This is a genomic window from Gluconobacter roseus (assembly GCF_046058915.1).
In the GTDB taxonomy this organism is placed as follows: domain Bacteria; phylum Pseudomonadota; class Alphaproteobacteria; order Acetobacterales; family Acetobacteraceae; genus Gluconobacter; species Gluconobacter roseus_A.
In genome coordinates this window covers 2,047,053-2,073,754 of sequence record NZ_CP175538.1, presented here as the reverse complement: position 1 = coordinate 2,073,754, position 26,702 = coordinate 2,047,053, and the positions used below count along the sequence as shown (strand labels likewise).

28 protein-coding genes, 3 tRNA genes and 1 pseudogene are annotated in these 26,702 nt (G+C 61.9%); 13 read left to right on the top strand and 19 right to left on the bottom strand.

Annotation, left to right across the window (positions count from 1 at the left end; genetic code table 11):
- From ACJ2A4_RS09700 to ACJ2A4_RS09685, 4 genes are read left to right on the top strand one after another with little or no spacing between them, the layout of a single operon-like run.
- A complete protein-coding gene (locus ACJ2A4_RS09700; RefSeq protein ID WP_194260223.1) occupies positions 1 to 819 on the top strand; it encodes a VacJ family lipoprotein in 819 nt (272 codons plus the stop codon).
- A gap of 10 nt (positions 820 to 829) precedes the next feature.
- On the top strand, positions 830 to 1,423 hold the full coding sequence (locus ACJ2A4_RS09695; protein WP_062511216.1) for a phospholipid-binding protein MlaC: 594 nt from the start codon (positions 830 to 832) through the stop codon (positions 1,421 to 1,423).
- A 21-nt stretch (positions 1,424 to 1,444) separates the two neighbouring features.
- The gene (locus ACJ2A4_RS09690; protein WP_408872669.1) at positions 1,445 to 2,389 is read left to right on the top strand and encodes a hypothetical protein; all 945 of its coding nucleotides are present in this window, start codon (positions 1,445 to 1,447) and stop codon (positions 2,387 to 2,389) included.
- Entirely contained in the window at positions 2,344 to 3,048 is a 705-nt protein-coding gene (locus tag ACJ2A4_RS09685) for a hypothetical protein (RefSeq protein WP_408872668.1), read from the top strand. Before ACJ2A4_RS09690 ends, ACJ2A4_RS09685 begins: the two co-directional genes overlap by 46 nt.
- On the opposite strand, the gene ACJ2A4_RS09680 is transcribed toward ACJ2A4_RS09685, so the two are convergent.
- The 3 genes from ACJ2A4_RS09680 to ACJ2A4_RS09670 form a co-directional block, all read right to left on the bottom strand.
- The gene (locus tag ACJ2A4_RS09680) at positions 3,035 to 3,532 is read right to left on the bottom strand and encodes a GNAT family N-acetyltransferase (RefSeq protein ID WP_194260221.1); all 498 of its coding nucleotides are present in this window, start codon (positions 3,530 to 3,532) and stop codon (positions 3,035 to 3,037) included. The genes ACJ2A4_RS09685 and ACJ2A4_RS09680 overlap by 14 nt on opposite strands.
- A 74-nt stretch (positions 3,533 to 3,606) precedes the next feature.
- On the bottom strand, positions 3,607 to 5,286 hold the full coding sequence (gene ettA / locus ACJ2A4_RS09675) for an energy-dependent translational throttle protein EttA (RefSeq protein ID WP_408872667.1): 1,680 nt from the start codon (positions 5,284 to 5,286) through the stop codon (positions 3,607 to 3,609).
- Positions 5,287 to 5,362: 76 nt separating this feature from the next.
- Positions 5,363 to 5,436, bottom strand: a tRNA-Ile gene (locus tag ACJ2A4_RS09670).
- 218 nt (positions 5,437 to 5,654) lie between these two features.
- Here ACJ2A4_RS09670 and ACJ2A4_RS09665 point away from each other — a divergent pair.
- From ACJ2A4_RS09665 to ACJ2A4_RS09650, 4 genes and pseudogenes are all read left to right on the top strand, one after another.
- The gene (locus tag ACJ2A4_RS09665; RefSeq protein WP_408874149.1) at positions 5,655 to 7,823 is read left to right on the top strand and encodes an FUSC family protein; all 2,169 of its coding nucleotides are present in this window, start codon (positions 5,655 to 5,657) and stop codon (positions 7,821 to 7,823) included.
- A 142-nt stretch (positions 7,824 to 7,965) separates the two neighbouring features.
- Positions 7,966 to 8,365, top strand: a pseudogene (adhS, locus tag ACJ2A4_RS09660) (alcohol dehydrogenase subunit III).
- A gap of 174 nt (positions 8,366 to 8,539) precedes the next feature.
- On the top strand, positions 8,540 to 9,061 hold the full coding sequence (gene ppa, locus ACJ2A4_RS09655) for an inorganic diphosphatase (protein WP_011252330.1): 522 nt from the start codon (positions 8,540 to 8,542) through the stop codon (positions 9,059 to 9,061).
- Between the two features lie 219 nt (positions 9,062 to 9,280).
- Positions 9,281 to 10,885 (top strand): carbohydrate porin, encoded by a 1,605-nt coding sequence (locus ACJ2A4_RS09650; protein WP_408872666.1) that lies wholly within the window; start codon positions 9,281 to 9,283, stop codon positions 10,883 to 10,885.
- Positions 10,886 to 10,894: 9 nt separating this feature from the next.
- On the opposite strand, the gene ACJ2A4_RS09645 is transcribed toward ACJ2A4_RS09650, so the two are convergent.
- The 3 genes from ACJ2A4_RS09645 to ACJ2A4_RS09635 all read right to left on the bottom strand — a co-directional run bounded on the left by ACJ2A4_RS09645 (position 10,895) and on the right by ACJ2A4_RS09635 (position 12,732).
- Positions 10,895 to 12,271, bottom strand: a complete 1,377-nt coding sequence (locus ACJ2A4_RS09645; RefSeq protein ID WP_408872665.1) for an FAD/NAD(P)-binding protein — start codon at positions 12,269 to 12,271, stop codon at positions 10,895 to 10,897.
- A 163-nt stretch (positions 12,272 to 12,434) separates the two neighbouring features.
- Positions 12,435 to 12,509: transfer RNA gene (locus ACJ2A4_RS09640), tRNA-Gly, on the bottom strand.
- Positions 12,510 to 12,657: 148 nt separating this feature from the next.
- A tRNA-Gly gene (locus ACJ2A4_RS09635) sits at positions 12,658 to 12,732 on the bottom strand.
- 171 nt (positions 12,733 to 12,903) lie between these two features.
- On the opposite strand from ACJ2A4_RS09635, the gene ACJ2A4_RS09630 reads away from it, so the two are divergent.
- The 3 genes from ACJ2A4_RS09630 to ACJ2A4_RS09620 are packed head-to-tail and all read left to right on the top strand — an operon-like array spanning position 12,904 to position 14,718.
- Entirely contained in the window at positions 12,904 to 13,857 is a 954-nt protein-coding gene (locus tag ACJ2A4_RS09630) for a tetratricopeptide repeat protein (RefSeq protein WP_408872664.1), read from the top strand.
- Positions 13,858 to 13,861: 4 nt separating this feature from the next.
- On the top strand, positions 13,862 to 14,536 hold the full coding sequence (locus tag ACJ2A4_RS09625; protein ID WP_408872663.1) for an LON peptidase substrate-binding domain-containing protein: 675 nt from the start codon (positions 13,862 to 13,864) through the stop codon (positions 14,534 to 14,536).
- A gap of 2 nt (positions 14,537 to 14,538) precedes the next feature.
- On the top strand, positions 14,539 to 14,718 hold the full coding sequence (locus tag ACJ2A4_RS09620; protein WP_194260215.1) for a Trm112 family protein: 180 nt from the start codon (positions 14,539 to 14,541) through the stop codon (positions 14,716 to 14,718).
- Between the two features lie 14 nt (positions 14,719 to 14,732).
- Here ACJ2A4_RS09620 and ACJ2A4_RS09615 read toward each other — a convergent pair whose 3' ends face one another.
- Both ACJ2A4_RS09615 and ACJ2A4_RS09610 read right to left on the bottom strand, forming a co-directional pair.
- Positions 14,733 to 16,301 carry a methyl-accepting chemotaxis protein gene (locus tag ACJ2A4_RS09615; RefSeq protein WP_408872662.1) on the bottom strand — a complete coding sequence of 523 codons (1,569 nt, stop codon included), beginning with the start codon at positions 16,299 to 16,301 and terminating at the stop codon, positions 14,733 to 14,735.
- A 100-nt stretch (positions 16,302 to 16,401) separates the two neighbouring features.
- Positions 16,402 to 16,707, bottom strand: coding sequence for a hypothetical protein (locus ACJ2A4_RS09610; RefSeq protein ID WP_408872661.1), 306 nt, complete (start codon positions 16,705 to 16,707; stop codon positions 16,402 to 16,404).
- A gap of 177 nt (positions 16,708 to 16,884) precedes the next feature.
- On the opposite strand from ACJ2A4_RS09610, the gene ACJ2A4_RS09605 reads away from it, so the two are divergent.
- Positions 16,885 to 17,547 (top strand): protein tyrosine phosphatase, encoded by a 663-nt coding sequence (locus ACJ2A4_RS09605; RefSeq protein WP_408872660.1) that lies wholly within the window; start codon positions 16,885 to 16,887, stop codon positions 17,545 to 17,547.
- Positions 17,548 to 17,550: 3 nt separating this feature from the next.
- On the opposite strand, the gene ACJ2A4_RS09600 is transcribed toward ACJ2A4_RS09605, so the two are convergent.
- The 5 genes from ACJ2A4_RS09600 to ACJ2A4_RS09580 form a co-directional block, all read right to left on the bottom strand.
- On the bottom strand, positions 17,551 to 18,042 hold the full coding sequence (locus ACJ2A4_RS09600; RefSeq protein WP_408874148.1) for a helix-turn-helix domain-containing protein: 492 nt from the start codon (positions 18,040 to 18,042) through the stop codon (positions 17,551 to 17,553).
- Between the two features lie 152 nt (positions 18,043 to 18,194).
- Positions 18,195 to 19,718 (bottom strand): apolipoprotein N-acyltransferase, encoded by a 1,524-nt coding sequence (lnt, locus tag ACJ2A4_RS09595; protein WP_408872659.1) that lies wholly within the window; start codon positions 19,716 to 19,718, stop codon positions 18,195 to 18,197.
- Between the two features lie 76 nt (positions 19,719 to 19,794).
- The gene (locus ACJ2A4_RS09590; protein WP_062511496.1) at positions 19,795 to 20,625 is read right to left on the bottom strand and encodes a GNAT family N-acetyltransferase; all 831 of its coding nucleotides are present in this window, start codon (positions 20,623 to 20,625) and stop codon (positions 19,795 to 19,797) included.
- A gap of 110 nt (positions 20,626 to 20,735) precedes the next feature.
- On the bottom strand, positions 20,736 to 21,269 hold the full coding sequence (locus tag ACJ2A4_RS09585) for a Fur family transcriptional regulator (RefSeq protein ID WP_194260211.1): 534 nt from the start codon (positions 21,267 to 21,269) through the stop codon (positions 20,736 to 20,738).
- Between the two features lie 104 nt (positions 21,270 to 21,373).
- On the bottom strand, positions 21,374 to 21,781 hold the full coding sequence (locus ACJ2A4_RS09580; protein ID WP_408872658.1) for a MucR family transcriptional regulator: 408 nt from the start codon (positions 21,779 to 21,781) through the stop codon (positions 21,374 to 21,376).
- A gap of 81 nt (positions 21,782 to 21,862) precedes the next feature.
- Between ACJ2A4_RS09580 and ACJ2A4_RS09575 the strand changes: the two genes are divergently transcribed.
- Positions 21,863 to 22,111 carry a sulfurtransferase TusA family protein gene (locus tag ACJ2A4_RS09575; protein ID WP_408872657.1) on the top strand — a complete coding sequence of 83 codons (249 nt, stop codon included), beginning with the start codon at positions 21,863 to 21,865 and terminating at the stop codon, positions 22,109 to 22,111.
- Here ACJ2A4_RS09575 and ACJ2A4_RS09570 read toward each other — a convergent pair.
- From ACJ2A4_RS09570 to ACJ2A4_RS09545, 6 genes are all read right to left on the bottom strand, one after another.
- A complete protein-coding gene (locus tag ACJ2A4_RS09570; protein ID WP_408872656.1) occupies positions 22,098 to 22,541 on the bottom strand; it encodes a GNAT family N-acetyltransferase in 444 nt (147 codons plus the stop codon). The genes ACJ2A4_RS09575 and ACJ2A4_RS09570 overlap by 14 nt on opposite strands.
- Positions 22,538 to 23,179: a tRNA (adenosine(37)-N6)-threonylcarbamoyltransferase complex dimerization subunit type 1 TsaB gene (gene tsaB / locus ACJ2A4_RS09565; RefSeq protein WP_408872655.1), complete on the bottom strand. Its 642-nt coding sequence runs from the start codon at positions 23,177 to 23,179 to the stop codon at positions 22,538 to 22,540. The genes ACJ2A4_RS09570 and tsaB overlap by 4 nt, the downstream gene beginning before the upstream one ends.
- Complete coding sequence (locus tag ACJ2A4_RS09560; protein WP_408872654.1) at positions 23,170 to 23,802, bottom strand: malonic semialdehyde reductase; 633 nt, start codon at positions 23,800 to 23,802, stop codon at positions 23,170 to 23,172. The genes tsaB and ACJ2A4_RS09560 overlap by 10 nt, the downstream gene beginning before the upstream one ends.
- Positions 23,803 to 23,805: 3 nt before the next feature.
- The gene (locus ACJ2A4_RS09555; protein ID WP_194260239.1) at positions 23,806 to 24,369 is read right to left on the bottom strand and encodes a NifU family protein; all 564 of its coding nucleotides are present in this window, start codon (positions 24,367 to 24,369) and stop codon (positions 23,806 to 23,808) included.
- A 117-nt stretch (positions 24,370 to 24,486) separates the two neighbouring features.
- Positions 24,487 to 25,800 (bottom strand): ATP-binding protein, encoded by a 1,314-nt coding sequence (locus tag ACJ2A4_RS09550; protein ID WP_322783306.1) that lies wholly within the window; start codon positions 25,798 to 25,800, stop codon positions 24,487 to 24,489.
- 71 nt (positions 25,801 to 25,871) lie between these two features.
- Positions 25,872 to 26,639, bottom strand: coding sequence for a response regulator (locus tag ACJ2A4_RS09545; protein ID WP_408872653.1), 768 nt, complete (start codon positions 26,637 to 26,639; stop codon positions 25,872 to 25,874).
- Positions 26,640 to 26,702: the final 63 nt, after the last annotated feature.

The following is a 26,702-nucleotide window of genomic DNA, read 5'->3' as shown; positions in this document are numbered from 1 at the left end:
ATGGACTTTCGGCAGGACGAAAACAGTATCCGGGGGACGCGCTCGCGTCGTATGTCGCGGCGCAGCAGGGCTCTTGCGGGTGCGCTCGCCCTGCTGACGCTCGGCGCCTGTGGCTCGCTGCGGAATCCGCCTCCGAAAGATCCGGACGACCTTGCGGATTACAAGGCCGCGAATGATCCTTACGAACCCGCCAACCGCAAAATGTACAACGTCCAGATGTGGGCCTATCACAAGGTTCTGCGTCCGGTCGGAAAGGCCTGGATCTGGGCCATTCCCAAGCCTGTCCGTCATTCCATTGCAAATGTGAATGAAACCTGGCGCGAGCCTTCGGTGTTCTTCTCTGATGTCGGCGCGGGCAAGCCGCGTCGCGCCGGAGACGCCTTCATGCGCTTTGCGATCAACATGAGTGCGGGCGTGGCCGGTTTCTTCGATGTGGCAAGCCTTGTCGGCTACAAGCAGCATGAAACCGATCCGGGCCTGACGCTGGGCACCTGGGGCGTGAAGAGCGGTCCTTACCTGTTCGTCCCGTTCGTTGGTCCGACCAACATCCGCGACGGCATCGGCTATGGCATCAGCCAGGGTCTGACGCCGATCAACTATGTGCCCCGCGGCTATGATCTGCTAACCTTCAACTGGGCTTACAACGTGGCCGGGACCATGGAAGGCTATGCCAGCTCCATCGACCAGATCGACCATCTTGAACAGGACAGTCTGGACCCGTACTCCTATATCCGGAGTGCATGGCAGCAGAACCGTCAGAGCCAGATCGACACCATCAAGGGCGATGATCGCGCAACCACCCCTGACTGGTACAACTGAGGACAACGACATGTTCAACGTATTTTCGCGCCGCACTGTTCTTGGTGCCGTCGTCTCCCTCGCCGTCGCAACGGGGGCCGCTCACGCCAGCACGGCGACGGATTTCGTGAACTCCTTCGGCGGCCGTCTGGCGACCGTTGTCAATTCGGGCAAGTCGCTGGACGAAAAGAAGAAAGAGGTTCTCCCCCTGCTCAAGGAGAACGTCGACATCACCGGGATCGGCCGCTACTGCCTCGGCAAGTACTGGCGCACCGCCACCCCGGCCCAGCGTGACAAATATATTTCCCTGTTCGATCAGGTTCTGGTCAACACCATTACGGACCAGATCGGCAACTATCAGGGCGTGAGCTTCCGCGTCACGACGACGACCTCGACGCCGGAAGGCGAGCGCGTCAATGCGCTGATCGACCGTCCGGGCCAGCCGGAAGTCAACATGCAGCTCATCATCGGCGGCAATCCGCCCAAGGTTGTGGACATGTATGGCGAAGGGGCCAGCCTGCGCATGAACCAGCGTGGCGATTACAGCTCCTATCTGGCCCGCCATAACGGCGACGTCGATGCGCTGAACGCCGCCCTCGAGCGTCAGCTGACCCACCACCAGTAAGATACGGCTCCTGAAACCGTGATGTCCCGAAACGGACGGCTTTCCCCGCGGAAGCCGTCCGTTTTTGTATCCGGTTTCGGTTTTCAGGCCGTCATCCTTTCGGCCTTCGTCCTTTCCTGTCTGACGTTCTTCGGATGGGCCTGCCGGAAAGGCCTGTGGTTTCTGTCATTCTGCGATGAGGGCGAGCATCTGCTGGGCGGGCGGATGCTGAATGAAGGGGGCCGGCTCTACGTCTCGTATGTGGACTCGCATGGGCCGGTCATCTTCATGCTGTCGCAGTTCTATGGCGCCCTGTTCGGCTGGCATTTTCCGCAGGGCGCACGGCTGTTCCTGCCTGCACTGGCCCTCATGGCGGCGGCCTGCATCAGCGTAACATCAGCCCTGTCCGACGTCCGTCACCGTGTTCTCGCCAGCACGGTTTTCATCGGAGGAATCGCGTCCTACTGGCTGATGGACGCCTTTTACATGGTCAGTTTCTATCCGGTGGCCGGGTTTCTGGCGGTCTGCCTGCTGGCGCTGTTCGTGGTGCCTGTATGGTTTGGAAAAACACCCTCAACTCTCCCCTCGGCACTTGCAGGCATGTGCCTGATTCTAATCCTGGCCTGCGCCTATGCCTACGGCCCGGGCATGCTTCTGATCGTGATACCGGCCCTCTGGCTTCTGGCACGGAAGCAGGGAGGCAGGGCTATCAAGGCATTTGCGGGCGGCGCCGGCCTTGCCGTTCTTCTGCTTGGCCTGTGGTTCTGGCGCTACTCGGATTTCGGAAGCTTCGTGGCCTTCCACATCCTCTTCAACCAGATCGCCTACGCTCCGTTCATCCACTTCGGACCCAAAACTTTTCTGCTGTCTCTCCTGCCTTCGTTCCGGGGGAAGAGTTTTATCCCACTCTCGCCCATCTCATCCTCGCCGCATCGCTCCCGATGCTGCTGTACAGGCGCCCTAACCGAAACCGGATCGCCATCCTGATCGGATTTGCAGGCATCCTCCTCCTCAATGCCCGGGCTGCGGCCGGCTTCAAGGATGGCCAGACCCTTATCATGGCCTTTGCACTTTCAGGGCTGGCTCTCGGGGGATGTCCTGAACGACAGGCAGATAGCAGCCGGGTTCTGTCACGCAGCGCTCTGGTCGGCGCCATCGGGATGGTTCTGGTGTTCTGGGGCAGCAGCCATCTCGCCACCAATACCCCTTTCAACTGGACCTATCACGAGAGCACGCACAAACCGCCCTACACGATCTATCAGCCGATTGACGATGCCATCAGCCTCAAGGTCAGATCACTTGTCCCATCCGGCCAGCCCATCCTGATGCTGCCATACATGCCGGAATTCTACTGGATGGCGGACCGACGTCCCCCTTACGGCTATTACGAGTATCTGCCCTGGGACGCGGTTTATGCCCGGCATCCAATCCCGGGCTACCCTCATGATCTGTGCCAGAGCCTGCTGACAGACCCTCCACCGCTGATCGTCTATACGCCGGAAACTGATCCCACGTCCCTCACCGTCCGGCCATTCTTCGCCTGTATCAGGAAGAGGCTGGCGACCCTGTACATGCCGGTCGAAGGCTTCCCCTCCCTGCACGTTCTGCGTCCCCGCAAGAACCAGAGCCGCGTCAGTCCGCCGTAATTTCGTAAAGGAACATCGTGTCACCATCGCGGTCGAAGGTGGTAGTGTGGCGCAGTCCCAGACTGCCCAGAACCGTGCGGGAGGCCAGATTGTCTTCCCGCGTGACGGCAACGATCCGCTTCTCGCCACTGTCGAGCACATAGCGCAGGGCAGCTGCGGCGGCTTCGCGGGCAATACCGCGACCGGCCGCCCACGGAAAAATGGAAAAGCGCAGTCCGAGACCGCGTCCGTCAGGGCGTTCATGTACGCCCGTAATGCCGACGAAGCGGCCGTTTTCGCGGATGGCAAAAATCCCGACACCCCGTCTGGCCCAGAAACTGACGTCTTCCGCCATTTCCTGTTCGGTCGTGGTGCGGTTGCGAACACCGCCCAGCATCCGTGCGAACGCTCCGGCATTGCCCTTGAGCGCCACCATGTCTTCGAGGTCCGGCCAGTTGACCGGAGTCAGAACAAGCCGGGCGGTACGGATTTCACGCCCCAGCACGCAGCTCTCCCCGGGCCTTCAGCATAGACCCCCAGCGAACGGGATATCCCGCCCGCCGAGGGGAAAACGCCGGATCAGCGGGCCAGCGGGCGATACTTGATCCGGCCGGGCTCGGTCGCATCCGGACCCAGACGGCGACGCTTGTCGGCTTCGTAGTCCTGGAAGTTGCCTTCGAACCACTCGACATGGCTGTCACCCTCGAAAGCGAGGATATGTGTGGCCAGACGGTCGAGGAACCAGCGGTCATGGGTGATGATCACGGCGCAGCCTGCGAATTCCGCCAGAGCGTCTTCGAGGGCACGCAGCGTATCGACGTCAAGATCGTTGGTCGGCTCATCGAGCAGGATGACGTTGCTGTCCTGCTTGAGCATCTTGGCCAGATGGACGCGGTTGCGCTCACCACCGGACAGGACGCCCACGCGCTTCTGCTGGTCGGAGCCCTTGAAGTTGAACGCGCCCACATAGGCTCGCGAGGGAACCGTGCGCTTGCCGAGATGAATGACATCCGTACCGCCGGAAATTTCTTCCCAGACCGTCTTGTTGTCATCGAGCGTGTTGCGGGACTGGTCCACATAACCCAGCTTTACCGTCTCGCCGATCTTGAGCGAACCACCATCGGGCTTATCATCGCCGGTGATCATCTTGAACAGCGTGGATTTACCCGCACCGTTTGGCCCGATCACACCCACGATGCCGCCCGGCGGCAGCTTGAAGCTGAGATTGTCGATCAGCAGACGGTCACCAAAGCCCTTCGTGAGGTTCTCGGCTTCAATGACCGTACCACCCAGACGCGGGCCCGGCGTGATGACGATATCCGCCGTACCGCCAGCCTTCTCGGCATTGGCGGCCAGCATTTCCTCATACTTCGTGATACGCGCCTTGCTCTTGGCCTGACGGGCCTTGGGCGAGCTGGAAATCCACTCTTGCTCGGCGGCCAGGGCACGCTGGCGGGAGCTTTCTTCCTTCTCTTCCTGGGCCAGACGCTTGCGCTTCTGGGTCAGCCAAGAGGAATAGTTGCCTTCGAACGGATAGCCGCGGCCACGCTCGATTTCGAGAATCCAGTTGGTGACGTTGTCGAGGAAGTAACGGTCATGGGTAATGACCATGACGGTACCGGCATAGTCACGCAGCGTCTTTTCGAGCCAGCTCACGCTCTCGGCGTCAAGATGGTTGGTCGGCTCATCGAGCAGCAGGATGTCAGGCTTTTCGAGCAGCAGGCGGCACAGCGCTACACGGCGCTTCTCACCACCGGACAGGTTCGTCACCGGGCTGTCAGCGGACGGGCAGCGCAGGGCGTCGAGCGCGATTTCGAGCTTGCGGTCCAGCTCCCAGCCATCGCCGGCATCGATCTTTTCCTGAAGATCGGCCTGCTCGGCCAGAAGCGCCGTCATCTCGTCATCGGACATCGGCTCGGCGAACTTCATCGAGATCTCGTTGAAGCGGTCCACGGCCTTCTTCAGCTCACCGAAACCCTGGGCGACGTTCTCGCCGACCGTCAGGCTCTCGTCGAGCTTCGGCTCCTGCTCCAGATAGCCGATGCGTGCACCTTCGGCGGCCCAGGCTTCACCGCCATATTCCTTCTCGATGCCGGCCATGATCTTGAGCAGCGTGGACTTACCCGCGCCGTTCACACCAAGGACACCGATCTTCACACCCGGCAGGAAGGACAGGGTGATGCCCTTGAAGACTTCACGCCCACCCGGATAGGCCTTGGTAAGGTCCTTCATGACATAGACGTACTGGTAGGCGGCCATGGGAGGTCTCCTCGATCGGTGGATGGGCGGGGAAGAAGCGGAACAGAGATTCCGCATGAATCAGGTCGGCACACCGTGCGCCCGGAGGGACTCGAACCCCCAACCAAGCCGTTATGAGCGGCCGGCTCTAACCAATTGAGCTACAGGCGCGCGGGTGCAGTCCGAAATCGCCCAACTCGGGTCTTTTTGCAAGGGCCGACATGGTGGAATGTGTCTTTTTAAGTTAGTGTGTCACGCCTTCCCGTTCCCGAAAGGCCGTTCAGGCGACCTTTGCTGCCGTTGCGAGATGGCCTCACTGGTCTGTATTGCCCGAAGGGATGTCCGATGCCTGCAAATACCGCACAGAGACCAAGCGGTTGTCATCTGGCATGATACAGGCCGGGCCGGTCGCACTCATTCGCAAACTGCGATGGCTCTATGCCCCCGATCCGGTCATGGCCGGATATGCGCTCCGCACCACCTGCACGTCTCTCCTGGCCCTTGGCATCGCGCTGTGGATGGAACTCGGCAGCCCGCAATGGGCCGCGCTGACCGTCTGGATGGTGGCACAGGGCACGCGCGGACGCAGCCTTGCGAAGGCCAAATGGCACCTGTTCGGCATGATTGTCGGCGTCATCAGCGGCATTGCGCTGGTCGCGGCCTTCCCGCAGGCGCCGCTGATGTTCATCCTCCTGCTGGCGGTCGGGATCGGCACGTTCTGCATGATCGGCACCTTCATGCCCGGTCCGGCGTCGATGACGAATTACCGCATCCACGGCATGCGCGCCTCGGGCTTCACCTATGCCATCGTCTCGCTCGACGGTATTGCGGACCCGCACCACATCTTCGCCATCGCGATGTCACGCGCCACCTACATCCTGCTTGGTATCGTGCTCGAAGCCTCGATTTCCGGCCTGTTCCAGCTTGGCCTGACCAAACGCACGCGCCACCAGCTCGCCAGCACGTTCGAGGACACGCTCAAACCTGCCCTGACCGCCATTGCCGGTATTCTCATCGGCAAGGAGGGGGCCATGCAGAACGTGCAGGCCATCTTCACCCAGATCACGACGCTCGGCGATCAGGTGGAGTTCGCGGAAGTCGAACTCGGCCGCCGCGACCATGCCGGTGACCACGCCCGCGCGGCCCTGGCGGATATTGCGGTGCTTCTTGCCCGCGCGCTCGATCTCGCCACGCTCATGCGCCTGCCTCTCAGTCAGGACGACATGTTCCGCCAGGAAGCGGATGCCATCCGCGATATTTTCCTGAAACTTCCGGCCCGGCTGGAGGGGACGGAACCCATGGACAATATCCTGTCAGACCTGCTGGCCCTGCGCCGTCAGTGCCGCCAGAAGGTCGTCTCGGATTTCAGCACTGCCCAGCCGGATGATACGGCGTGTGCGGCAGTTCTGCGCCACGGCATGCTCCAGCAGGCCCTCGTCGAACTGATTGATGCACTCCGCATGGCCCTGACCCAGTTCGAGGCCAGCCGCCATCCGCAGCCCCATGACCATTTCCATTCGCCGATCCGCTCCTATCGCGACTGGCAGCAGGCCATCACCAACAGCCTGCGCTCCTCCGTCACGGTCTTTGGCGCGGGCCTGATCTGGATCTGCACCGCCTGGCCCAGCGGACTGACCTTCATCATGTTCGTCTGCATCGTGTGCAGCCTGTTCTCCACGCTGGAGCGCCCGGCACTCGCCACACAGGCCTTCCTGCGCGGCGCCTGCTGTGCGGTCATCGCAGCCGGCGTGCTCAACCTGGCCCTGATGGGTAAATCCACGACATTCGAGATGCTCGGCATGTGGTCCGGACTGGCGATGATGCTCGGTGGTCTGGCCTTTGCCTATCCGCCGCTGACCCTTCCGGCCGTCTCCTACAACCTGTTCCTGCCCATCCTCATCGGCCCGTCCAATCAGGCAAAGACGGACGAAATCGTCTATTTCAATACCGCCCTGCCGCTGGTGCTGGGCCTGCTCTACGCCTCATGGATGTACCGGGTTTTCCTGCCTTACGATCCCGCGCACCAGCGCTGGACCATGCGCGAACACATCCTGCGGGATCTGCACCGCATTGCCGATGGCCACGCGCAGGAAACAGTAGACAGCGTGGTGTCGCGCAACGTGGACCGCTTCGTTCGCCTCATGACCAATTCCGGTTCGACACCTTCGCCCGTCATTCAGGCCTATCTCACCGGCATCCTGTCGGGGATGCGTGTCATGCTCAACCTCCTGCGCCTTCAGGCCATCCAGCGGAACACCCGCCTGAGCGCTGATGCGCGGCAGGCACTCGCTCTGGTCATGGGGCGGATGAGCCATTTCAGCGGGCGCTATCACGGACATTACGGCCGGACACTCCGGGCCACGAAACTCGCGATTCTCCGCCTGCGGACCTGCGAGCGTGCCGAATCCCGCCCCCGCGAGCGTTTCGTCCTGATCGCAGCGCTGACCAGTCTGGATGTCATCGCCACCGAACTGGACACGAACCGCGTTTTCTTCGATGCCAGCAGTCCGTATTTCGATCCCTCGGTCAGCCCGGCAGAACTGGAATCCACAGGCTGAGTCCGGCCTGACACAATTCTCACGAACCGATCACGAAGAAATGTTCTGAAACACACTTCCCTTTTCCGGGAAACAGGAGAATTGTTCGATTTCAACCGCGGGTGACCGCGGACGACAGGGTTTCAGAACTAAGGATACCGTGATGTTTCGTCGTATCGTGCCCGTCCTCGGCCTCGCCCTCGGGCTGGGTCTGGCTTCCCAGGCTGCCATGGCACAGGAGCAGTCCCCCGCCTCCGCCGGCCGTCCAGGGTACGCCTGGCAAGGACTTCACGGGTGTTTCGCCCGCCAACCTTGCAGGCATCATGAACTACTGCGTCGAGCAGCAGTATGTCTCCTACGATGAAGGCAACCCGGTCCTTTACGGGCTGAGCGAGAAGTACAAGGCCACCGAACAGACGGTCGGCAACTTCGACTATGCGCTCGGCACGGCCGGCTATTTCGACAGCAACGGCAAGCGCTTCTACCTCGTGGCCTACACGAACGAAGACGATCGCCGCGCCGCCTGTCACGCCGCCGTCAAGGCCGCACAGCCGATGCTCTGAAGCTCTTTCCGCAAGGACAGGATCTCCAGAAGCTCCCCCTGCCACACGGCACGGGGAGCTTTTTTATGTCTGCTTCCCGCCGCCAGGCATGACTTCTTCCCATTCCACTCTGGGCAGAGGCTCCGGGCGCCGGTAGTATCGCCGCCTCTCCAAACAGTTCAGGACATGGACATCATGGACGTTTCCAAGATCTCGCCCGGCAAGGACCTGCCCAACGACATCAATGTCGTCATCGAAATCCCGCAGGGTTCGCAGGTGAAGTACGAAGTGGACAAGGACAGCGGCGCGCTCGTCGTTGACCGTTTCCTCTTCACGCCGATGGCCTATCCGGCCGCCTATGGCTTCATTCCGGGCACGCTGGCCGCTGATGGCGATCCGGCCGACGCCCTTGTCCTGACGCCGGCTGCCGTTGTTCCGGGCTCCGTGATCCGTGCCCGTCCGATCGGCATGCTGAAGATGGAAGACGAAAGCGGCCAGGACGAGAAGATCATCTGCGTCCCGCACGACAAGGTGCATCCGCAGTTCTCCAACGTGCACTCCGTGGACGACCTGCCGGAAATCACGAAGAAGGCGATCACGCATTTCTTCGAGCGCTACAAGGATCTTGAGCCCAACAAGTGGGTCAAGGTCACGGGCTGGGCTGACAAGGCCGAAGCCGGCAAGGTCATCATGGAAGCGCTCGCCGCCGCCAAGTAAGGCCCGTCAGGCTCAGGCCGGGCGTATCCGCCCCGCTCACAGGCCTGTCTGATGGTTTTGCAAAAAACCCTGTCTCCCCTTGGGAGGCAGGGTTTTTTTATACCCAACATCACATGGATTTGTGATTATTTATGATACAAGTAACATTATTTTATGATCTTTAGCGGTCAATTCGTGTTATCCCGCCGTTGCTAACCTGCTTTCCAAGGAATCAGCGGCTTGTCTCGAGTCCATATCCACGCAGCTTTTTGCCTGGCCACATTTCTTCCGTCCTGCGCAATCGCCCAGAGCCTTGGAGCCACAAGCACCACAGCTCAGGATGGCACCGCACGGACATCTCCCATCTCCAGCACGGGATCCGCTTCCAGCTCAACGTCATCAACCGTCCAGAGCTACACGCCCAACGCAAAAGTGACCCAGATCCAGGTCACAGCCCCACAGCAGACCATCCCGCCCGTCGTCTGGCCCTCCGAAAACTCGGAACTCCCCAGCGAGCGCGTCAATACGCCGCTGAACCAGATCTATTTCGGCAATGAATGGGTCCCGCCCCTGCCGCGCCCGGAAGCCATCCTGACCGATCCGTTCGGCTGGAACACCTGGCTGCGCGATCGCGGCGTGGCCATTATGATGGATACGACCAACGAGTTTTCGGGCGCCATCACCAGCCCGACCAAAGGCTATGGCTTACGTCAGGGCAGCAGCAATGCCGGTCAGTACAGCCTTGAGAACGACATCGACTGGGAAAAGCTCGCCAATGTGCGCGGCTTCTCGACCCATGCGCTTGTCGTCGGCCGGTACGGCATTCCCGCCAGCCGCATGTTCGGTGACAACCTCAACCCGAGCTCCGAAATTTACGGCGCCGGCGGCAACGTGGTCGTCCATCTCGTTTACGCCTACGCGGAAGAGACCATTGCCAAGGGCCGTGTGGACCTGGCAGGCGGCCGCATTCCGCTGCTGAACGATTTCTCGGCCAGCCCGTTGTACTGCACCTTCCAGAACAACGCGTTCTGCGGAAACCCCAAAGCATCTTCCGATAACATCACCCATTCGTCCTATCCGGATGCCAGCTGGGCCTTCCGCGTGCGGACACGTCCGACCACCAGCACCTATATCCAGACCGGCGTCTATTTCTCGCAGGCCGGCATTTACGCCAACACGCAGTACCGTACGGGCTTCAAGTTCAACGGCGCGGACATCCACGGCGAAGCCATCCCGATGGAAGCCGGCTGGGAGCCACTGTTCGGCAAGGACAAGCTGCCCGGCCATTACAAGGTCGGCTACGCGATCGACAACGCGCCCCACAAGGACAACTATTACGACGTGAACGGACAGCCCTATGTTCTGACCGGAAACCCTGCCCGTACCCTGAACTATTCATGGTCGGCCTGGGCACTCGCGGACCAGATGGTCTGGCGCCATCACGTCAAGGGCAATGCTGATGCAGGCCTGATCCTGCTGGGCGGCATGTATGCCAACAGCCCCCGCACCCAGCTCAGGGCGCAGCAGTATTCCGCCGGCCTGATCGACAGCGGATTCTGGGCCGCACGTCCGCTGGATACGATCGGCATCAACTTCTCCTACGTGCGCGTCTCCAAGACAGCCACGGCGACGGAGCGTCTGCAGGCCATGTACGGGCTGCCCCTCATGTCCAGCTCCCTGACGCCGCAGACATTCGGTGAAGTGCTCGAAGCGACCTACCGCATCCACGTGCTTCGCGGCATCACCTTCGCACCGGACTTCCAGTACTTCTTCCGCCCTGGCGCGCAGAAATCCCTCAAGGACGCTGCGATGCTCGGCTTCAAGAGCCACATCCAGTTCTTCTGAGTTCCAATGTCACCCGGGAAGCACCGTTTCGCACGCGGCTTCCCGGACACTCCCTGCACAGCGATCTTTCAGCACGGCAGCCAGATCGGCCGCCTGCTGCCGGATTTCCGGAATGGCCGTCGTCTCGAACAGCGTGCCCCAGCGCATGGGCCCGATCGCGAAAAGATCTCCGGAACAATGCCCCGCAGCGTCCGTCAGCGATCCGTCTTCAAGACAGCGCAGACCGCCCAATGCCGTCTCCCGTACCATCCCGTCTTCCAGAAGCCTGCGCGGAAGAGTGTTCTGCATCTGCCGATACGCCCGGCTCGGCCCCGTACAGTTCACGACATGATCGGCTGACAGGGTGAAGGACCCGGTTTTCGTACGGGCCTCAAGACTGACCTGGCCCTCATGAAGATCCAGACGGGTCACCTGTCCCCGCCGACACTCCAGCGTACCATTCGCAAGCTCCCCGATCATGAAATCAGCCACGTCCGGCGCCACCCGATGCCGCACGATATCCCAGCGCCTTTGCAGGTGCCGCCGGAAGCGCTTCTTCTCCACCAGATCCAGCGCCTGCCAGAGTGAATTGATCCGTGGACGCAGCGCATCAACCGCACTGTGCCACCCCACACCTGCGGCCAGACTCCTCCGGAACGCACGGAAATAGGCGCGCGCCGTCGCTGAGGTTCCGGCTGGGATAATATCCGTCTCAGCCGGCGCAGATGGCGCATGACGTTCCGGACACCAGCCGTGACGGGATAGCGCTACAACCCTGCCGCGATGGCCGTTTTCCCGAAGCCGCATCAACACATACAGGGATGTCAGGCCTGTCCCGATCAGGACGACGGAAGCATCGGGAGCGATGCGCTCATAAAAGCCGTTCTCCCAGCCGGACGGATGATAACGCCCGCTCAGCGCCAGCTCCGTCGTCACAGAAGCGACAGGCGCCGGACCGAAATTTCCGGTGGCCAGCACAACCTGATCCGCGCGCAGATCACTGCCATCCTCAAGACGAAGTTCCAGCCCACCCGCGACACGATTGCACGACAGCACCGCTGTCTGCCGCCATTCAGGACAGGCTTCCGCCCAGAGCATGGTCAGATACTGTCCAAACACGGCACGCGGCATGAACTGACCGGGCATGGCTTCGGGATCATGATGCGCCTGAACCCAGCGCAGGAAATGCTCGGGATCATCCGCCACGGCGCTCATGCCGCCCGCAGGCACATTCAAAAAGTGACAGGGCGACAGAGTGGAATAGGCCAGTCCGACAGCGGGACGTTCAGCGGGATCAATTATGACAACCCGCGCCGCAACATGCAGCCGACGCAGGTTCCAGGCCAGCAGCGTTCCGCTCGCCCCGCCTCCGATGATGGCAATGAGGGGCCGGTCTGAAAGGGACATGCTGCCGTTTTTCTCCACAGGATCGTCTGTGAAGCATGACTGACGCGCAGGAAACTGAGCGGGACGTTTCGTAACAGACGCTCTCGAAACCCGCTCAACAGGGCATCAGAAAGCCTGCCCCAGAAGGGAACAGTCCGCAATTTTCAATGTGCTGGAAATTTTCTGGAGCGGGCGATGGGATTCGAACCCACGACCCCAACCTTGGCAAGGTTGTGCTCTACCCCTGAGCTACGCCCGCACTCCGTGGGAGGGCTTATGACCGAATCCCGAACAGCGCGCAAGAGGGGAAAATACAGTATCGACGCCACGTTTTACAGCAGACGCAGACTGATTGTTCAGGAGAAGGTTCGGAAACGAAAAAAGGCACCCGAAGGTGCCTTTTTCGATGGAGCGGGCGATGGGATTCGAACCCACGACCCCAACCTTGGCAAGGTTGTGCTCTACCCCTGAGCTACGCCCGCACTCCGTGGAGGGGCTTATGACCGAATCAGAACCATCGCGCAAGAGGGATTTTTCATTTCCGGCGCAATATCCTGTTCCCTACCCATGGTAACACCTTGCGGACTTGCACACGGCGCCCGTGCACCCGATCTTTCAGGTAACTTTTCTTCCCAGCGAACGGTTCTGACCCCATGAGCAGCACATTCGACGAACACCTGATTGGCCAGTCCCCCGCAGGCACACCTGCCAACGGAACCGCCACGATCATTGACGCCGATCAGTCCACCTTCATGGCGGATGTCGTGGAAGCCAGCCGGACAATCCCGGTTCTGGTCGATTTCTGGGCGCCATGGTGCGGGCCGTGCAAACAGCTCACGCCGGTTCTCGAAAAGGTCGTTCGCGCTGCCGGGGGCCGTGTCCGGCTCGTCAAGGTAGACGTGGAAGCCAACAAGGCCCTCGCCGCGCAGCTGGGGCAACTGGGCCTGCCGCTTCAGTCCATTCCCGTCGTGGTGGCCTTCTGGAAAGGTCAGGTGCTTGATCTTTTCCAGGGCTCCCAGCCGGAGAGCGAAATCCGCAGGTTCGTGGAGTCGCTTCTCAAGCTCGCCGGGGACGTCATGCCCGTCACGGAAATCCTGTCGGCTGCCCGTCAGGCGCTGGCCGATGGACATGCGGATCAGGCGGCTGGCCTCTTTTCGCAGCTTCTGGAAGCCGAGCCTGAAAGTCCGGAAGCCTGGGGCGGCATGATCCGCGCACTCATTGCCCTGAAGGAGCCGGAAGCTGCTGCGGATGCCTCAGCCCAGGTCCCGACGAAGCTGGATGCCCATCCCGAAATCACCGGGGCCCGCGCTGCGCTGGCACTCTATACCGAGGGCGAAAAAGCTGCGTCCGAACTCGACACGCTGCGTCAGCAGAGCGCGGCTGCACCCGATGATTTCGATCTGCGCCTCAAACTGGCGGCCGCACTCAATGGCGCAGGCCAGCGGGCGGAAGCGGCCGACACCCTGCTGGATATTCTCCGCAGGGACCGCAACTGGAACGATGGCGCGGCCAAAACGGAGCTTCTTCGCTTTTTCGAAGCATGGGGACACACGGATCCTGATACGCTGACCGCACGACGCAAACTTTCCTCCCTTCTGTTTTCGTGAGCCGATGACTGAAACGCCCGACTTTCTGTCCAACGAATTGCCCCGCCGCGCTCCGCCGCTGACGGAACTCACGCTTGCGGACATCCCGCCACGCGTTGGCCTGTTTCCGCTGTCGGGAGCGCTGCTGCTGCCGGGGGGGCATCTGCCCCTGATGGTCTTTGAGGCGCCTTATGTGGCGCTGCTCGAAGATGCACTGGCAGGGCGCCGGATGATCGGCGTAATTCAGCCCCTCATGGACCCGGACACGGACGAGCATCCCCTGCTCTACCGGACCGGAACGCTGGGCCGCATCACGGAATTCGCCGAAAATGTGGATGGGACGTTTACCGTAACCCTTCTCGGCATTTCCCGCTTCCGCCTGATCCGCGAAAGCCAGACGGATCGCGGCTGGCGGGAAGGCGTCATTGACGCAACCCCCTTTGCCGCCGATCTCGTTGAGGAAGATCCGCTCCCGATCAACTGTGACCTGCTGCTGGAAGGTCTGAAAACCTATCTCGACTCACGCGACCTTCAGGCAAGCTGGCCGCTGATCGAGGATATGGACGATGAGACGCTGCTGGTCGTCCTGCCGATGCTTGTCCCGTTCACGCCGGTAGAAAAACAGTCTCTTCTGGAAGCTATGACGCTCGATGAACGCGCCGGGCTCTTGCTGGATCTGCTTGAGAGAGGCATGGATTAGTCATGAACACAGAACTCGATCCCCGCCTCCTGTCTCTTCTGGTCTGCCCGGTTACCAAAGGCCCGCTGACCTATGACCGCGACACCCAGGAGCTTATCAGCCCCCGGGCGAAGCTCGCCTTCCCGATCCGGGACGGTATTCCGATCATGCTGCCCGAGGAAGCCCGTCAGATCGAAGGCTGATCCTTCCGAAGGGATCAGACCGTTTCCGCGGCCCCGGTCGGAGAAGGCGTTCTCTGAGCGGGCAGCGGCGCAATCCGCTGCGACGACCGTGACGGTCTTTTCCGGACCTTGAAATTCCGCACGACCCGGGTCAGTTCGCCGGCATCTCCAACCAGTTTCTGGCTTGCGCTGCTGGTCTGGTGAACGATTGACGCATTGCTTTTGGTCACGCCCTCAAGCTGCGTCGTGCTGGCATTGATGTCCATGATGCGTTTCGCCTGCGCTTCGGCCCCTGAGGCAATCTGCCCTACGGCCGTTCCAAGACGCTCCACAGAAGTGCTGATGTTTCCCAGCGCTGTGCCGGTCTCGTCAACCATCTGTACGCCGCGCTGCACGTCTTCCATGCTGCTGGCGATCAGCGACTTGATCTCCTTGGCCGCCGTAGCGGACCGCTGGGCCAGAGCCCGGATTTCCTGAGCAACAACCGCAAATCCACGTCCCGCATCGCCAGCATGGGCTGCTTCGACGCCGGCATTCAGCGCCAGAAGATTGGTCTGGAATGCAATCTCGTCGATCACGCCAATGATCTGAACGATCCGGTTGGATGACGACGAGATCTTGGCCATGGCCTCAACCGTCTTGCCTACGATATCGCGACCCTGCTCGGTCTCCTGACAGCAGTCAGCCACAGTCGTATCGGCCTGACGGGCTTCGTCGGCGACTTCCTTCACCGAGGACGTCAGTTCCGTGATGTTGCGCGCCACGGCCGCCAGGGCATCGACCTGTTCGGCGATGCGGCAGGTGATGTTCTCGGTGGAGCCGCTGATTTCGCGGGCGCGCCGCTCCACGGCCCCGGAAGTTTCACGGACGGCATGGACGATGCGTCCCAGCCCTTCACAGGCCCGGTGGAAGGCGCCGCTCATGCGAGTCGAGCCGTTTTCCAGCGCCGGGTCGATCTGCTGGACCAGATCGCCGCCCGCCATGCGATCGAGCGCATCCGCCAGCGCGTCCGACAGGGCGGCGAGGCTCTGTATTCGCTCGCTTTCCGCGCGTGAACGCTCACGGACATCCAAATTCTGCGTGTAGGTTTCCAGCCCGAGTTCCATGTCCAGAAGACCGCAGCGGATCAGCAGGCCGATCTGCGCGGCAGCCTCTTCGCCAGAGGTTCCCCGGGCCGGACGTCGCAGGAGGCGGTCCAGAAAGCTGCGGCGCGGTTGCGGCCAGTACTGACGGAGCAGGTCCGTCACCATGCCTTCGATCAGCAGGGCATAACCGCCGACATACCACTGCGGCTTGAGGCCAATCCGGGCATGGGTGTTGCCGATGGCGCGGGTGCTCTCGACGTAATCGGCGCCGAAATCACCTTGAAGAATCCGCTTCCAGTGCTTTTCCTGCTGGTTGCGCGCACCGATGCGATGCTGCTCGTTGGCAAAAAAGCGGTTCAGGGCCGGAGTCTTGTGAATCCGGCCATAGAAGCGGTCCAGCGCAGGCCCGAGCACCTCCAGCGCCTGAGGACGGATTCTGGCCAGATGGGCTTTCTCAGCTGCGCCGATGCCAAGAAACAGCAGCCGCTCGGCAATGTTTGCCTTGACCTGCTCAGTCATAGTCGGAGTCTCCAGAGCGTGGATTTGGCGCGTGTTCAGGGCAATGCCCGTAACACACCAAGAGTTACGCAATCATGAAGAACGCCCGACGATCCCGGGGTCAGTTGGACGCGCTGTTCTGCCCGTAGGAGACTTCGGTATCGGGGGTTGCGGGCTGGGGCGCGATGTTGACGCTGTTGCCCTGACCGCCGCCGAAGGACATGCCGCCCGGGGACGAGCTGCTGGCCGTGTCATGCGAGGCCGAGGACGGGCTTTCCGCACCCGGCGGCATCGGCATGACCGGAGCGTCGTCGGCATAGGACATGCCGCTGGCCTGACGGTGATGGATGCTGCTGTGGGAGTGGTGGCCAGGGGCTGCGCCTGGCGGCGGGAGGGCGGCCATGTCTGGCGCGGGCCCGCTGAACATGGACCCGCATCCCGCCGTGGCGAGAAACGACAGCATGAGGAAAGGGGGAACGAAGCGCATGAGACGCAATATAGCACTTTTCGGCGGTTGACGCATCCCTTTGCGGGATGGGACACAGCGCGTTCTTCCCGTCGCCCGCCCCTCCCGAGCGGCATGTCCAGCAAGGATGCATTCACCATGTTCGAAGGCCGGATCACGTCTCCCGCCGCGCGGCGCCGCGCCTGGTGGGACAGTCTGTTCGTGGACCACTCCATCTTCCGGCTGGGCTGGACCAATCTCGCCCCCGTCGTGCCGGGCAAGGTCTGGCGTTGCAACCATCCTACGCCCTCGCGCCTGCGCAGCCTGACGCGGCGCCTGCATCTGAAGACGCTCGTGAACCTGCGCGGGCATCGCAAATGCGGCTCGGATGCGCTGTCCCGGGGCGCCAGCGCGAAGCTGGGGCTGACGCATCTGGACATGGCTTTTGAAAGCCGTGGCGCGCCGCACCGGGACCGCATCCTGCGCTTTTACGACATGTACCAGACGCTCGCCTTCCCCATGCTCATGCACTGCAAGTCGGGTGCGGACCGGGCAGGTCTGGCGTCAGGTCTGGTGCTGATGTTTGAAGGCGGCACGGCTCAGGACGCGCTGGGGCAGCTGCACTGGCGGTTCGGGCATTTCAACCGTTCGCGCACCGGCATTCTGGACGCGTTTTTCCTGCGCTATCAGAAGGAGGCGGAAGGGCGTCTGCCGTTTCTGGACTGGGTCCGGGACGAGTATGACGAGGACCGTCTGCGGGCCGATTTCAAGGCCGGGAAGCTGGCCTCCTTTGTGAACGACAGCATCCTGCGCCGGGAATAAGTCTTAGTCCGGTTTGACGTCGGCAGGGCCGAGGGAGCGGATCAGGTCCAGCATCCGCTTGCGGACCGCAGGGTCCGGGATCCGGTAATAGGAGCGCACCAGATCGACCGTCTCGCGGCGGCTGAACAGGGCGGCTTCGTCCACCGGCAGATCAAACAGACGCGGCGGTGGCGCGGCAGGTGCGCGGGGCGGCGGAGCCCCGAACGCCAACTGCGTTTCGGCGAACCCCGTGACGGGAGCCTGCGCGGCGGGTGTCTGGCCGAAAGCCGGATTGAATGTCAGAGCGGAACCGGAAAACGGCTGGGACGCGCTGGACGGCGCGGATGGGCGCGCCTCCTGCATGTCATCGAAGAAGAAGCCGATCGGCACATCCAGAACCTGCGCCAGATCGTACAGGCGGCTGGCGCCCACACGGTTGGCGCCGCGCTCGTATTTCTGGATCTGCTGGAAGGTCAGTCCCAGAGCCTCGCCCAGTTTTTCCTGCGACAGCCCCATGAGCGTGCGACGCAGACGGATGCGGTTGCCGACATGGACGTCCACCGGTCCGGCCGCAGCGGAACTGCGGGATTCAGGGCGGGCGCGATCCGGGGAGGATTCTTTTTCTGACACAAGTAAATGGTTAATAAGACAACCCTGGATTGTCAATATTAACCTTTATACACCCCCAGGTCCCAGTCGCGCTTCTTCCGCTGTGTGGGGACGAGCGCCAGAACCATGCACAGGATCGCAAGCGCAAGCGGCGTGGCGCGGCCGAAGCGGGAAAAGAAGGTTGGGGGGAGCGGTGACGGGATGTCGCTGACCAGCACGTCGGCCCGGCCCCAGCCCAGACGGGCGGTTTCATGGCCGGTCGCGTCATAGATGGCGGAAATACCGGTATTGTTGGCGAAAACAACCGGAAGTCCCTCTTCCACGGCCCGCATCCGTCCCGTCGCGAGATGCTGGCGGGGGCCGGCGCTGTTGCCGTACCAGGCGTCATTTGAGATCGTGACGAGCCAGTTCGGGCGGTCATTGCGGGCCGTGACGGAGCCCGAGAAAATGATCTCATAGCAGACCATCGGGCCCACGCGCCCCATGCCCGGCAGATCCCATGTCTTCAGGCCCGGCCCGGGTGTTAGGACGCCCGGCAGGACGTTGAAGGGCAGGATCCAGGGCTGATATTCGCCGAACGGGACGAGGCGGCTTTTGTCGTAGATCGCCGCGATGCTGCCATCGGGGGCGACGGCAATCAGGCTGTTGAACCAGTCTTTGCCGGACTGCCGGTCCGAACCGACCAGTGCCGGAGCACCATCGGCGGCACGGGCGATCATCTGCCGGGCAAGCTCGTCCTCGTCCAGCAGGCCGGGAAAGCCGGATTCCGGCCAGATCACCACGGGCGGACGCCCCCCCTCCGCGAAGGCTTTCTGCGCCCCCTGTGCAGTGAGGCTCAGATAACGGCGGAAATTGCTGACCGCGTCCGCGTGGCTGATGACTTCGGCTTCAGGCACGTTGCCCTGCACCAGAACGGCGCGGGGATTGGTGATGTTCAGCGGCGTGGCGGACGACAGACGCCATGTGCCTGCGGCAATCCACACCATGGACACAGCCAGCACGGCCACAGCCGCCCATCTACCACGGAACAGGGCGAGAGAGCCGAGCACCAGAGCGAGCGACAGACCGTCCACGCCCAGAACGGCGGCCGGCTGGATCATGACGTCTCCGGCGAAACCGGGGAGTTCAAGATCGCTTCCCAGCGGGTTCCACGGAAAACCCGAGAACATGAAGACGCGGCCCATATCCATGACGGTCCAGCTTCCCGCGAACATCAGCACGCGCTGCCAGCCAGGACGCACGACGCGGCACAGGATCGCCGGGACGCAGATAAAAGGCGCGATCAGCAGCGCCACGCCGGGGGATGCGAAGGGAACGACCCACCAAAATTCATGGACACGCGTGAGGATGGCGTTGGTCAGCCAGTAGAGCCCGACCGTGTGAAAGCCCATGCCGAACAGGAAGCCGCACCAGGCCGCCTGTTTCCAGGACCGCGTGTCTTCGGACACACGATAGAGGATCATCAGCCCCACGGGCAGCAGGAACAGGGCGTGCACCGGTGGCAGGGACAGGGCTGCCAGCCCACCGGCGAGCAGCATCAGTCCGGCCAGGCGCCAGCCACGGACAGGGAGCGTCGAAATCATGAAGGAACCGTCCGGCTGACGAAGGGGCTGAAACAGGAAACAGCCGGACCTGATGGAACCGGCTGCAAAAAAACTGTCAGTCGAGAGCGTCGCGCAGGCGACGTTCGTAATGGCGGTAATACTTGTCCGCCAGAAGTTCGCTTTTCACCAGAACGGCGACATCCGTGGTGTTGAACTGCTCGTCCACGACCGCACCATCACCGACATAGCCGCCCAGACGCAGATACCCCTTGATCAGCGGGGGCAGTTTGTTGAGGCAGGCGCGGTAGTCCAGCACATGCGGGTCAGTCCGCTGCATTTCCACATAGCGGTCCGGAAGCGCGCGGATGCGCAGGGCCGGAGGGGCCAGATGGTTGTGGTGCATGTAGGTAAGCTGGTCGGCCAGAGCGTCCGGGTCCGTACCCGGAAGGCTGCCGCAGCCGAACAGCACATCGATCCGGTGCAGGAAGATGTAGGACGCAATACCGCGCCACAGGAGCTGCATCGCGGAACGGCCGCGATATTCCTTCGCCACACAGGAACGCCCGACTTCAAGCAGGCGACCGGGGAATTCCGTCAAGGTCGAGATGTCGTATTCGGAGGACGTGTAGAAACGCCCGACCTTCTCGGCGGCATCAGAGCGCAGCAGACGGTAGGTACCGACGACACCGGCAGCGCCGGGGCCCTTGGCGTGATCAATGACCAGAAGATGATCGGCGGCCTCGTCGAATTCGTCCACATCACGCTTGGTACGGAAGGCGCGTTCGTCGGGATGGGCGCCGAGTTCTTCAAAGAAAACGCGGTAACGCAGTGCCTGTGCAGCGTCGCGCTCTTCGGCCGTCTCGGCAATCCGCACGCCCAGCGTTCCACCACGCAGTTCCTGAAAGCCGCCTTCGCGGTTCAGGGACAAGGTGGAGAGCGTCTCCATCTGTCGCAGGGTTTCCTCGCTGCTGGTCAGCGAATGCGGGGCCGGAGCCGATACTGGGGCGACGGTATCGTTATCCGGAGCGGAAATAGGTGCGCCAGCCGGTTTGGTGGTCATGATCCGCTCTTGTTCCTGTTTTCTGGGAGGGATTTTTTCCTGTCATCGGGTTCGGCGCGACGGCCGAACAGCTCGATACGATGCGAGACAAGATCAAATCCCAGACGCTGGGCAAGCTGGGCCAGAAGACGCACCGGCTCTTCATCTTCAAACTCGATGACACGGCCGCTGTCCACATCAATCAGATGATAGTGGTTGCCGCTGTCACTGGCCTCGTAACGCGCACGCCCGCCACCAAAGTCACGGCGTTCGAGAATGCCTTTTTCTTCCAGCAGACGAACCGTGCGATAGACAGTCGCAACGGAAATGCGGCTGTCTATCTCGGACGCACGGCGATAGAGTTCCTCGACGTCCGGATGGTCGTCGGCAACGGACAGGACATGGGCGATCACCCGTCTCTGGCCGGTCATTTTCAGTCCGCTTTCCACACACAGGCGGGCAATGTGTGAATCATCCGGCACAGGGGAAGAGGGTCCCTTCCGATTCCCTGGGCCGGCGCGTCTCTCAGCGGGTTTCGTATCTGCGACCATATCTGCGGCCTAGCCGAAAAACAGGCATCTTGTCCAATTTATGGAGCCTGTCAGGCTTTTCCCTGCCGCGGGGATGAAGAGGTCGCGGACAGGGAAAATGGCACTCAGTCTTCGTGACGACGGCCGAGGCCGATCTTGCGGGCCAGCGACGAGCGGTGGTTCGCATAGTTGGGAGCAACCATCGGATATTCCGGCGGCAGACCCCAGCGCTCGCGGTATTCCTGCGGCGTCATGTTGTAGGCGGTCTTGAGGTGACGGCGCAGCAGCTTCAGCTTCTTACCGTCTTCCAGGCAGATGATGTAGTCCGGGAAAACCGACTTGCGAGGCGAAACGGCCGGCACCGGCTTTTCAACAGGAGCCTCTTCCGGAACGTTCACCGTTGCAAGAGAGTCATGGACGGACCGGATCAGGGCCGGAAGAGCGTCAGCCGGAATATCGTTGTTCGATACGTAGGCAGTAACGATCTGCGCAGTCAGCTGATGCAGTTCGGGAGCATTTGTCTCTTGCGACATTGTAGTTAAGTCCTTCATCCTTGAGCGAGGGAGCATGTAGCAGTCATAAATTGCTTCCTTCAAGCATAAAAAGAAAGAAACATGTGCGTGACAGAAAATGAAACATTTTTCATAGATATAACCGAAAAAACATGCCCGATGACGACAGTATATGTGCGGGCAAAACTGGATGGCATGACTTCCGGCCAGAGACTTGAAGTCCGGCTTCGCGGAACAGAGACACGCAGGAACGTCCGTGCATCCGTGCAGGCACTGGGGCACATAATTCTGGCGGATTCACCTGTTATTGAGAGCCCGGATTTTTATTGTTTAACGGTCAAACGTTGCTAGAAACAAGCACCTGGGCATCGCTTCCGTCCCGGTAATAACCACGACGCAGCCCTGCTTTTACAAAACCGCATTTCTCGTACAGCACAGCCGCCGGTTTGTTACAGACTGCTACTTCAAGAAATACTTTTCCCTTCTGCAGAACATGCTGCACCAGGGACTTTCCAATGCCTTTGCAGCGGAAATCGGGATGGACGGCCAGAGTAAGGATTTCCGTTTCGTCCAGAACGGTCCGCGAAAGAATGAAGCCGGCAGGATCATGACCAATCAGGGCAACCGTAGCTTCCGTGCCCTGACCTGAAAGCAGGGCGGCAAAAGAAGTTGCATCCCAGACTTCACCGCCGCGAAACGTGACTTTATGAAGCGCGGCCAGTAATGGCGCGCATTCGATCCCCATTGTCTTTAACTGGAAATCCTTTTCAGGACTGCTCACAGGGGCGCAGGCCTCAGACCGGCAGCGGGGGGTTTTGCTTCGGGGGGATCGACATAGAGCGGCATCAGCGGACCGGGCGCAACGCCCTGCGCAGCCTGCACGATACCCAGCGCATAAGGCGCTTCGCAGGGAAGCACCGGACAGGGCCAGTCAGTCTTTTCGGAAACGGCGTCGCCTGTCACACAGGCCCAGCCTGTGGGATCGAGATCGGCAGTCTGGCTGGCCGTGACGGGACCGTGCGGCGGGTCCACGAAGACCCGGCCGCGACGGGCAATACTCACACAGACAGCGTCCGGGCGCGCGAGCGTGGCGCGGATAGCCGCTCCCAGCGTGACGCCGATCGTGGGACAGTTCCAGCCTGCCGCCAGCCCTGCCGCCAGTGACAGGGACGAGCGCAGGCCCGTAAAGGAACCCGGACCAATCACGGCAACGACACGATTAGGGGCCGTATTCCAGTTGTTCTGCGTCAGAAGTTCGCGGATGGCGGGCGCGAAATGCTCGGAGGCCCCACGACCAGCCATAAGCTTTTCTGCAACGACATGCCCGTCCTCGACAAGCGCCACCAGACTGGTCAGGCCGGTGCCTGCCCCTGCCCCGTTGAAAACGACTGTCCTGACAGACCCCGCCTTTACAGACACAGACAGGCCTCTCCGAAGTCCAGACGGGGTGCACGAGGCTCGGCATGGTCGGGGGCGGGTTCATTTTCCGCCGGATAGCCAAGGCCCACGAGGAAGTTCACGCGCCAGCCAGTGGCGTTCAGCAGTGTGTCCTCGACCATGAAGTTGTCAAAGCCGGACATCGGCATGGCGGACAGACCAAGCATCCGGGCGACCATGATAAGGTAAGCGCCTTCCAGCGTACCATTGCGGAAGGCCGTCTCATCGGACAGTCCGACATCGGCGGCAAACCAGTCGCGCAGACCATCCTGCGGGTTCAGGCGGGGCAGCGCCTCGAAAAACAGTGGATCATGGCACACGACGGCCAGAACCGGCGCCGCCATGGCGCGGGCCACGTTTCCCGGCGACAGGGCAGGACGGATGCGCTCGCGGGCATCCTGCGTCATAAGAAAAACAAAGCGACCTGGCGAGCAGTTGCCGGAGGTCGGCCCCAGCTTCACCAGATCATACAGACGACGCAGGACATCCTCCCCGACCGGGCGCGGCGAAAAGCTGCGCGGGGTCCGGGCCTGCGTGAACAGGGCTTCTGCGCCCGGAACCGGTCCGCAGGGGAGTGTTTCACTCACAGATGTCTGGCCGTCCATGGTTCAGTCCTCGACCTGTTCGACCGAGGCAACTTCCGGAACATAGTGCCGGAGCATGTTCTCGACGCCATGCTTCAGTGTGGCGCGGGAGGACGGGCAACCGGAACAGGCGCCCTGCATGACCAGATAGACCACACCATCCTTGTAACCACGGAAGGCGATGTCGCCGCCGTCACCGGCAACAGCAGGACGCACGCGGGTGTCGAGCAGATCCTGGATACGGCTGACAACTTCGGCGTCTTCGGGCGAAACGTCATGTTCCGGAGCAGACTGCGTTCCGGACAGGACCGGGCGGCCGCTTTCGAAGAAGGTCGTGATCGTCCCCAGCACGACGGGCTTGAGATCGCCCCAGCTGATATCGTCGGACTTGGTGACGGAGACGAAATCGCCGCCGAGAAAGACGCGGCGCACGTTCGGCTGGTCGAACAGGGCGCTCGCCAGTTCGGAGCGTCCGGCGGCAACATCGGCATCGCCGAAATCAACAGGGCGGGCGTCGCCGGTCACGCTGCGGCCGGGCAGAAATTTCAGGGTGGCGGGGTTGGGAGTGTCTTCGGTCTCGATGAACATCGTGGTCATGTCCTTGCGTTCCAGTCCGCCCTGACATGTGCCACTTCGCCCGAAGGTGCAAGTGTTGGGACTGCATTGGTCCGACTTCCCGTGTTTTTAACGACAGACCACGCCTTTTCAGACCTGCTCGCCCTGCCCCTCGGTTTTCCTTGAGGGAGACGGGAGTCCCTTGGGCAGAATGATGGTGGCGCAGAGCCCGCCATAGCCCTTCGAGGCATCCCCGCGCCCCAGAACCAGCGACCCGCCTTCACGCGAGATTTCGCGCTGCACGATCGCCAGCCCCAGTCCGATTCCCCCCGTGGCCCGCGAACGCGAGCCTTCCAGACGGTAGAACGGAGTCAGCACGCGCTGGTACTCGCTCTCCGGGATGCCGGGGCCGCTGTCACTGATGGCGATTTCAAGCGCGCCATCCTCCCGCGTCCGCAAAGTGGCGAGGACATTGCCGCCATAGTTGAGGGCGTTTTCGATCAGGTTGGACAGCACGCGCTTCATGGCGAGCGGACGGACATGCACCAATGCGCGGTCCGGCCCTTCATAACGGGCATCCCGCCCGTGATCGGCGTGATCGTCCACGAGGGTTTCGAGCGTGGCGACGATATTGATGGTGCGCGGGACTTCCGGATCATCCGCGCCCGCCAGATAGGCAAGGATGCCGTTCACCATGGCTTCCATCTCGTCCAGATCGGCCTCGATGGCAGCCTGCGCCTCCCCGTCACTCAGGAAACCGCAGCGCAGACGCAGACGTGTCAGCGGTGTGCGCAGATCATGCGACACGGCTGCCAGAGCCTGTGTCCGGTCATTGATGAGGCTCTGGATGCGGTCCTGCATGGCGTTGATGGCATGGGCCAGCCCGCGCACTTCAGGCGGACCACGTTCGGCCAGTGGCACCCATTTCTCGCTGGAGCCGATGCGGTCCGCAACAGACACCAGCGCACGGAGCGGCATGCTGAGACCGCGGATCAGCATGGCCGCGGCAATGGCCACGGCCCCCGCCGCGATGGCCGCCGAGGCCAAACCGCGCGTGACGCGGTGATGGCCGAGCATGCCGGGCACGCGGAAACGGATGTAGCTTCCATCCGGCAGGCGCTGGGAGCCCAGCACGTCCGCGCTTCCCGGACCAAGCGTGTAGAGGTCCAGATGAGCCTGTTCAAGAATGGGATCATCGGCCGTCAGGCGTCTGACAAGCTGCGTCAGTGCGACCGGATGGTGTCCCGGTAGTGCGGGCGTGATCGAGGCCGGTTGCCAGGTTACGCTGAGTTCACTGCCCGAGAGCATGACGGCCAGAAAGGATCTCTGGCTGACCGGAGCTGCGGCAAGCACGCGCAGGTCCGTACTCAGCGCCTCGCCCAGCTGGGCGATGCGCACGTCATCGACAATGTAGGTCTCTGCCTGACCATAGAAAATGGCGTTCGTCAGGAACACCAGTGTCACTGCGACGGTCAGGACAACGCAGACGCGCCCGACCAGCCCCAGCGGCCATAGCAGAATGCGGTTCTGGATGTTCAGACGCGTTCAACCTCAGCCACGAAGATATAGCCCAGGCCACGGACGGTGCGGATCAGCTGATCGGCGTCAGAGCCCAGCTTGCGGCGCAGACGGCTGACGAGCACGTCGATGCTGCGGTCCGAGACATCGCCCAGACGGGTCCGCGACAGTTCCAGAAGCCGGTCACGGGCGATAACCCGCTGCGGATTGTCCAGAAAGCTCGTCAACAGATCGTGTTCGGCACCGGAAATATCGACGGTGGCCCCGGACGGGTCCGTCAGTTCGCGGCGACGCAGGTCGAGCGTCCAGCCCGCGAAACGCAGTGTCTCGCGACGCACGCGCTCCTGCGGCGCACCGGTCGCAATGCCACGGCGGAGGACCGCACGTACGCGCGCCAGAAGTTCGCGCTGGCCGAAAGGCTTGGGAACGTAATCATCCGCGCCCGATTCGAGACCGTTCACGCGATCGCGTTCCTCGCCACGGGCCGAGACCATGATGATCGGCACCTGGGCCGGCGGGGTCTCGTTCTCATGCGTGGCGCCCTGCCCGCTGCGCAGCGCACGGCACAGTTCGATGCCGCTTTTGCCGGGCAGCATGATGTCCATGATGATGAGATCGACGGGAGCCACTTCAAGCGCAGCCCACATCTCGTCCCCGCAGGCAACGCCACGGACACGGAAACCGCCACCCTGAAGGGCACGGAGAATGAGGGTCCGCATGCCCGCGTCATCTTCGACGACGAGGATACGGGCGGGAAGATCGGGGTCAGAAAGATTTGGCACCATGTCTTTTCCATAGTCTCCACTGGGTTGGCATCACAAGCAACAAATCCTGACAGCAAGTGTTCC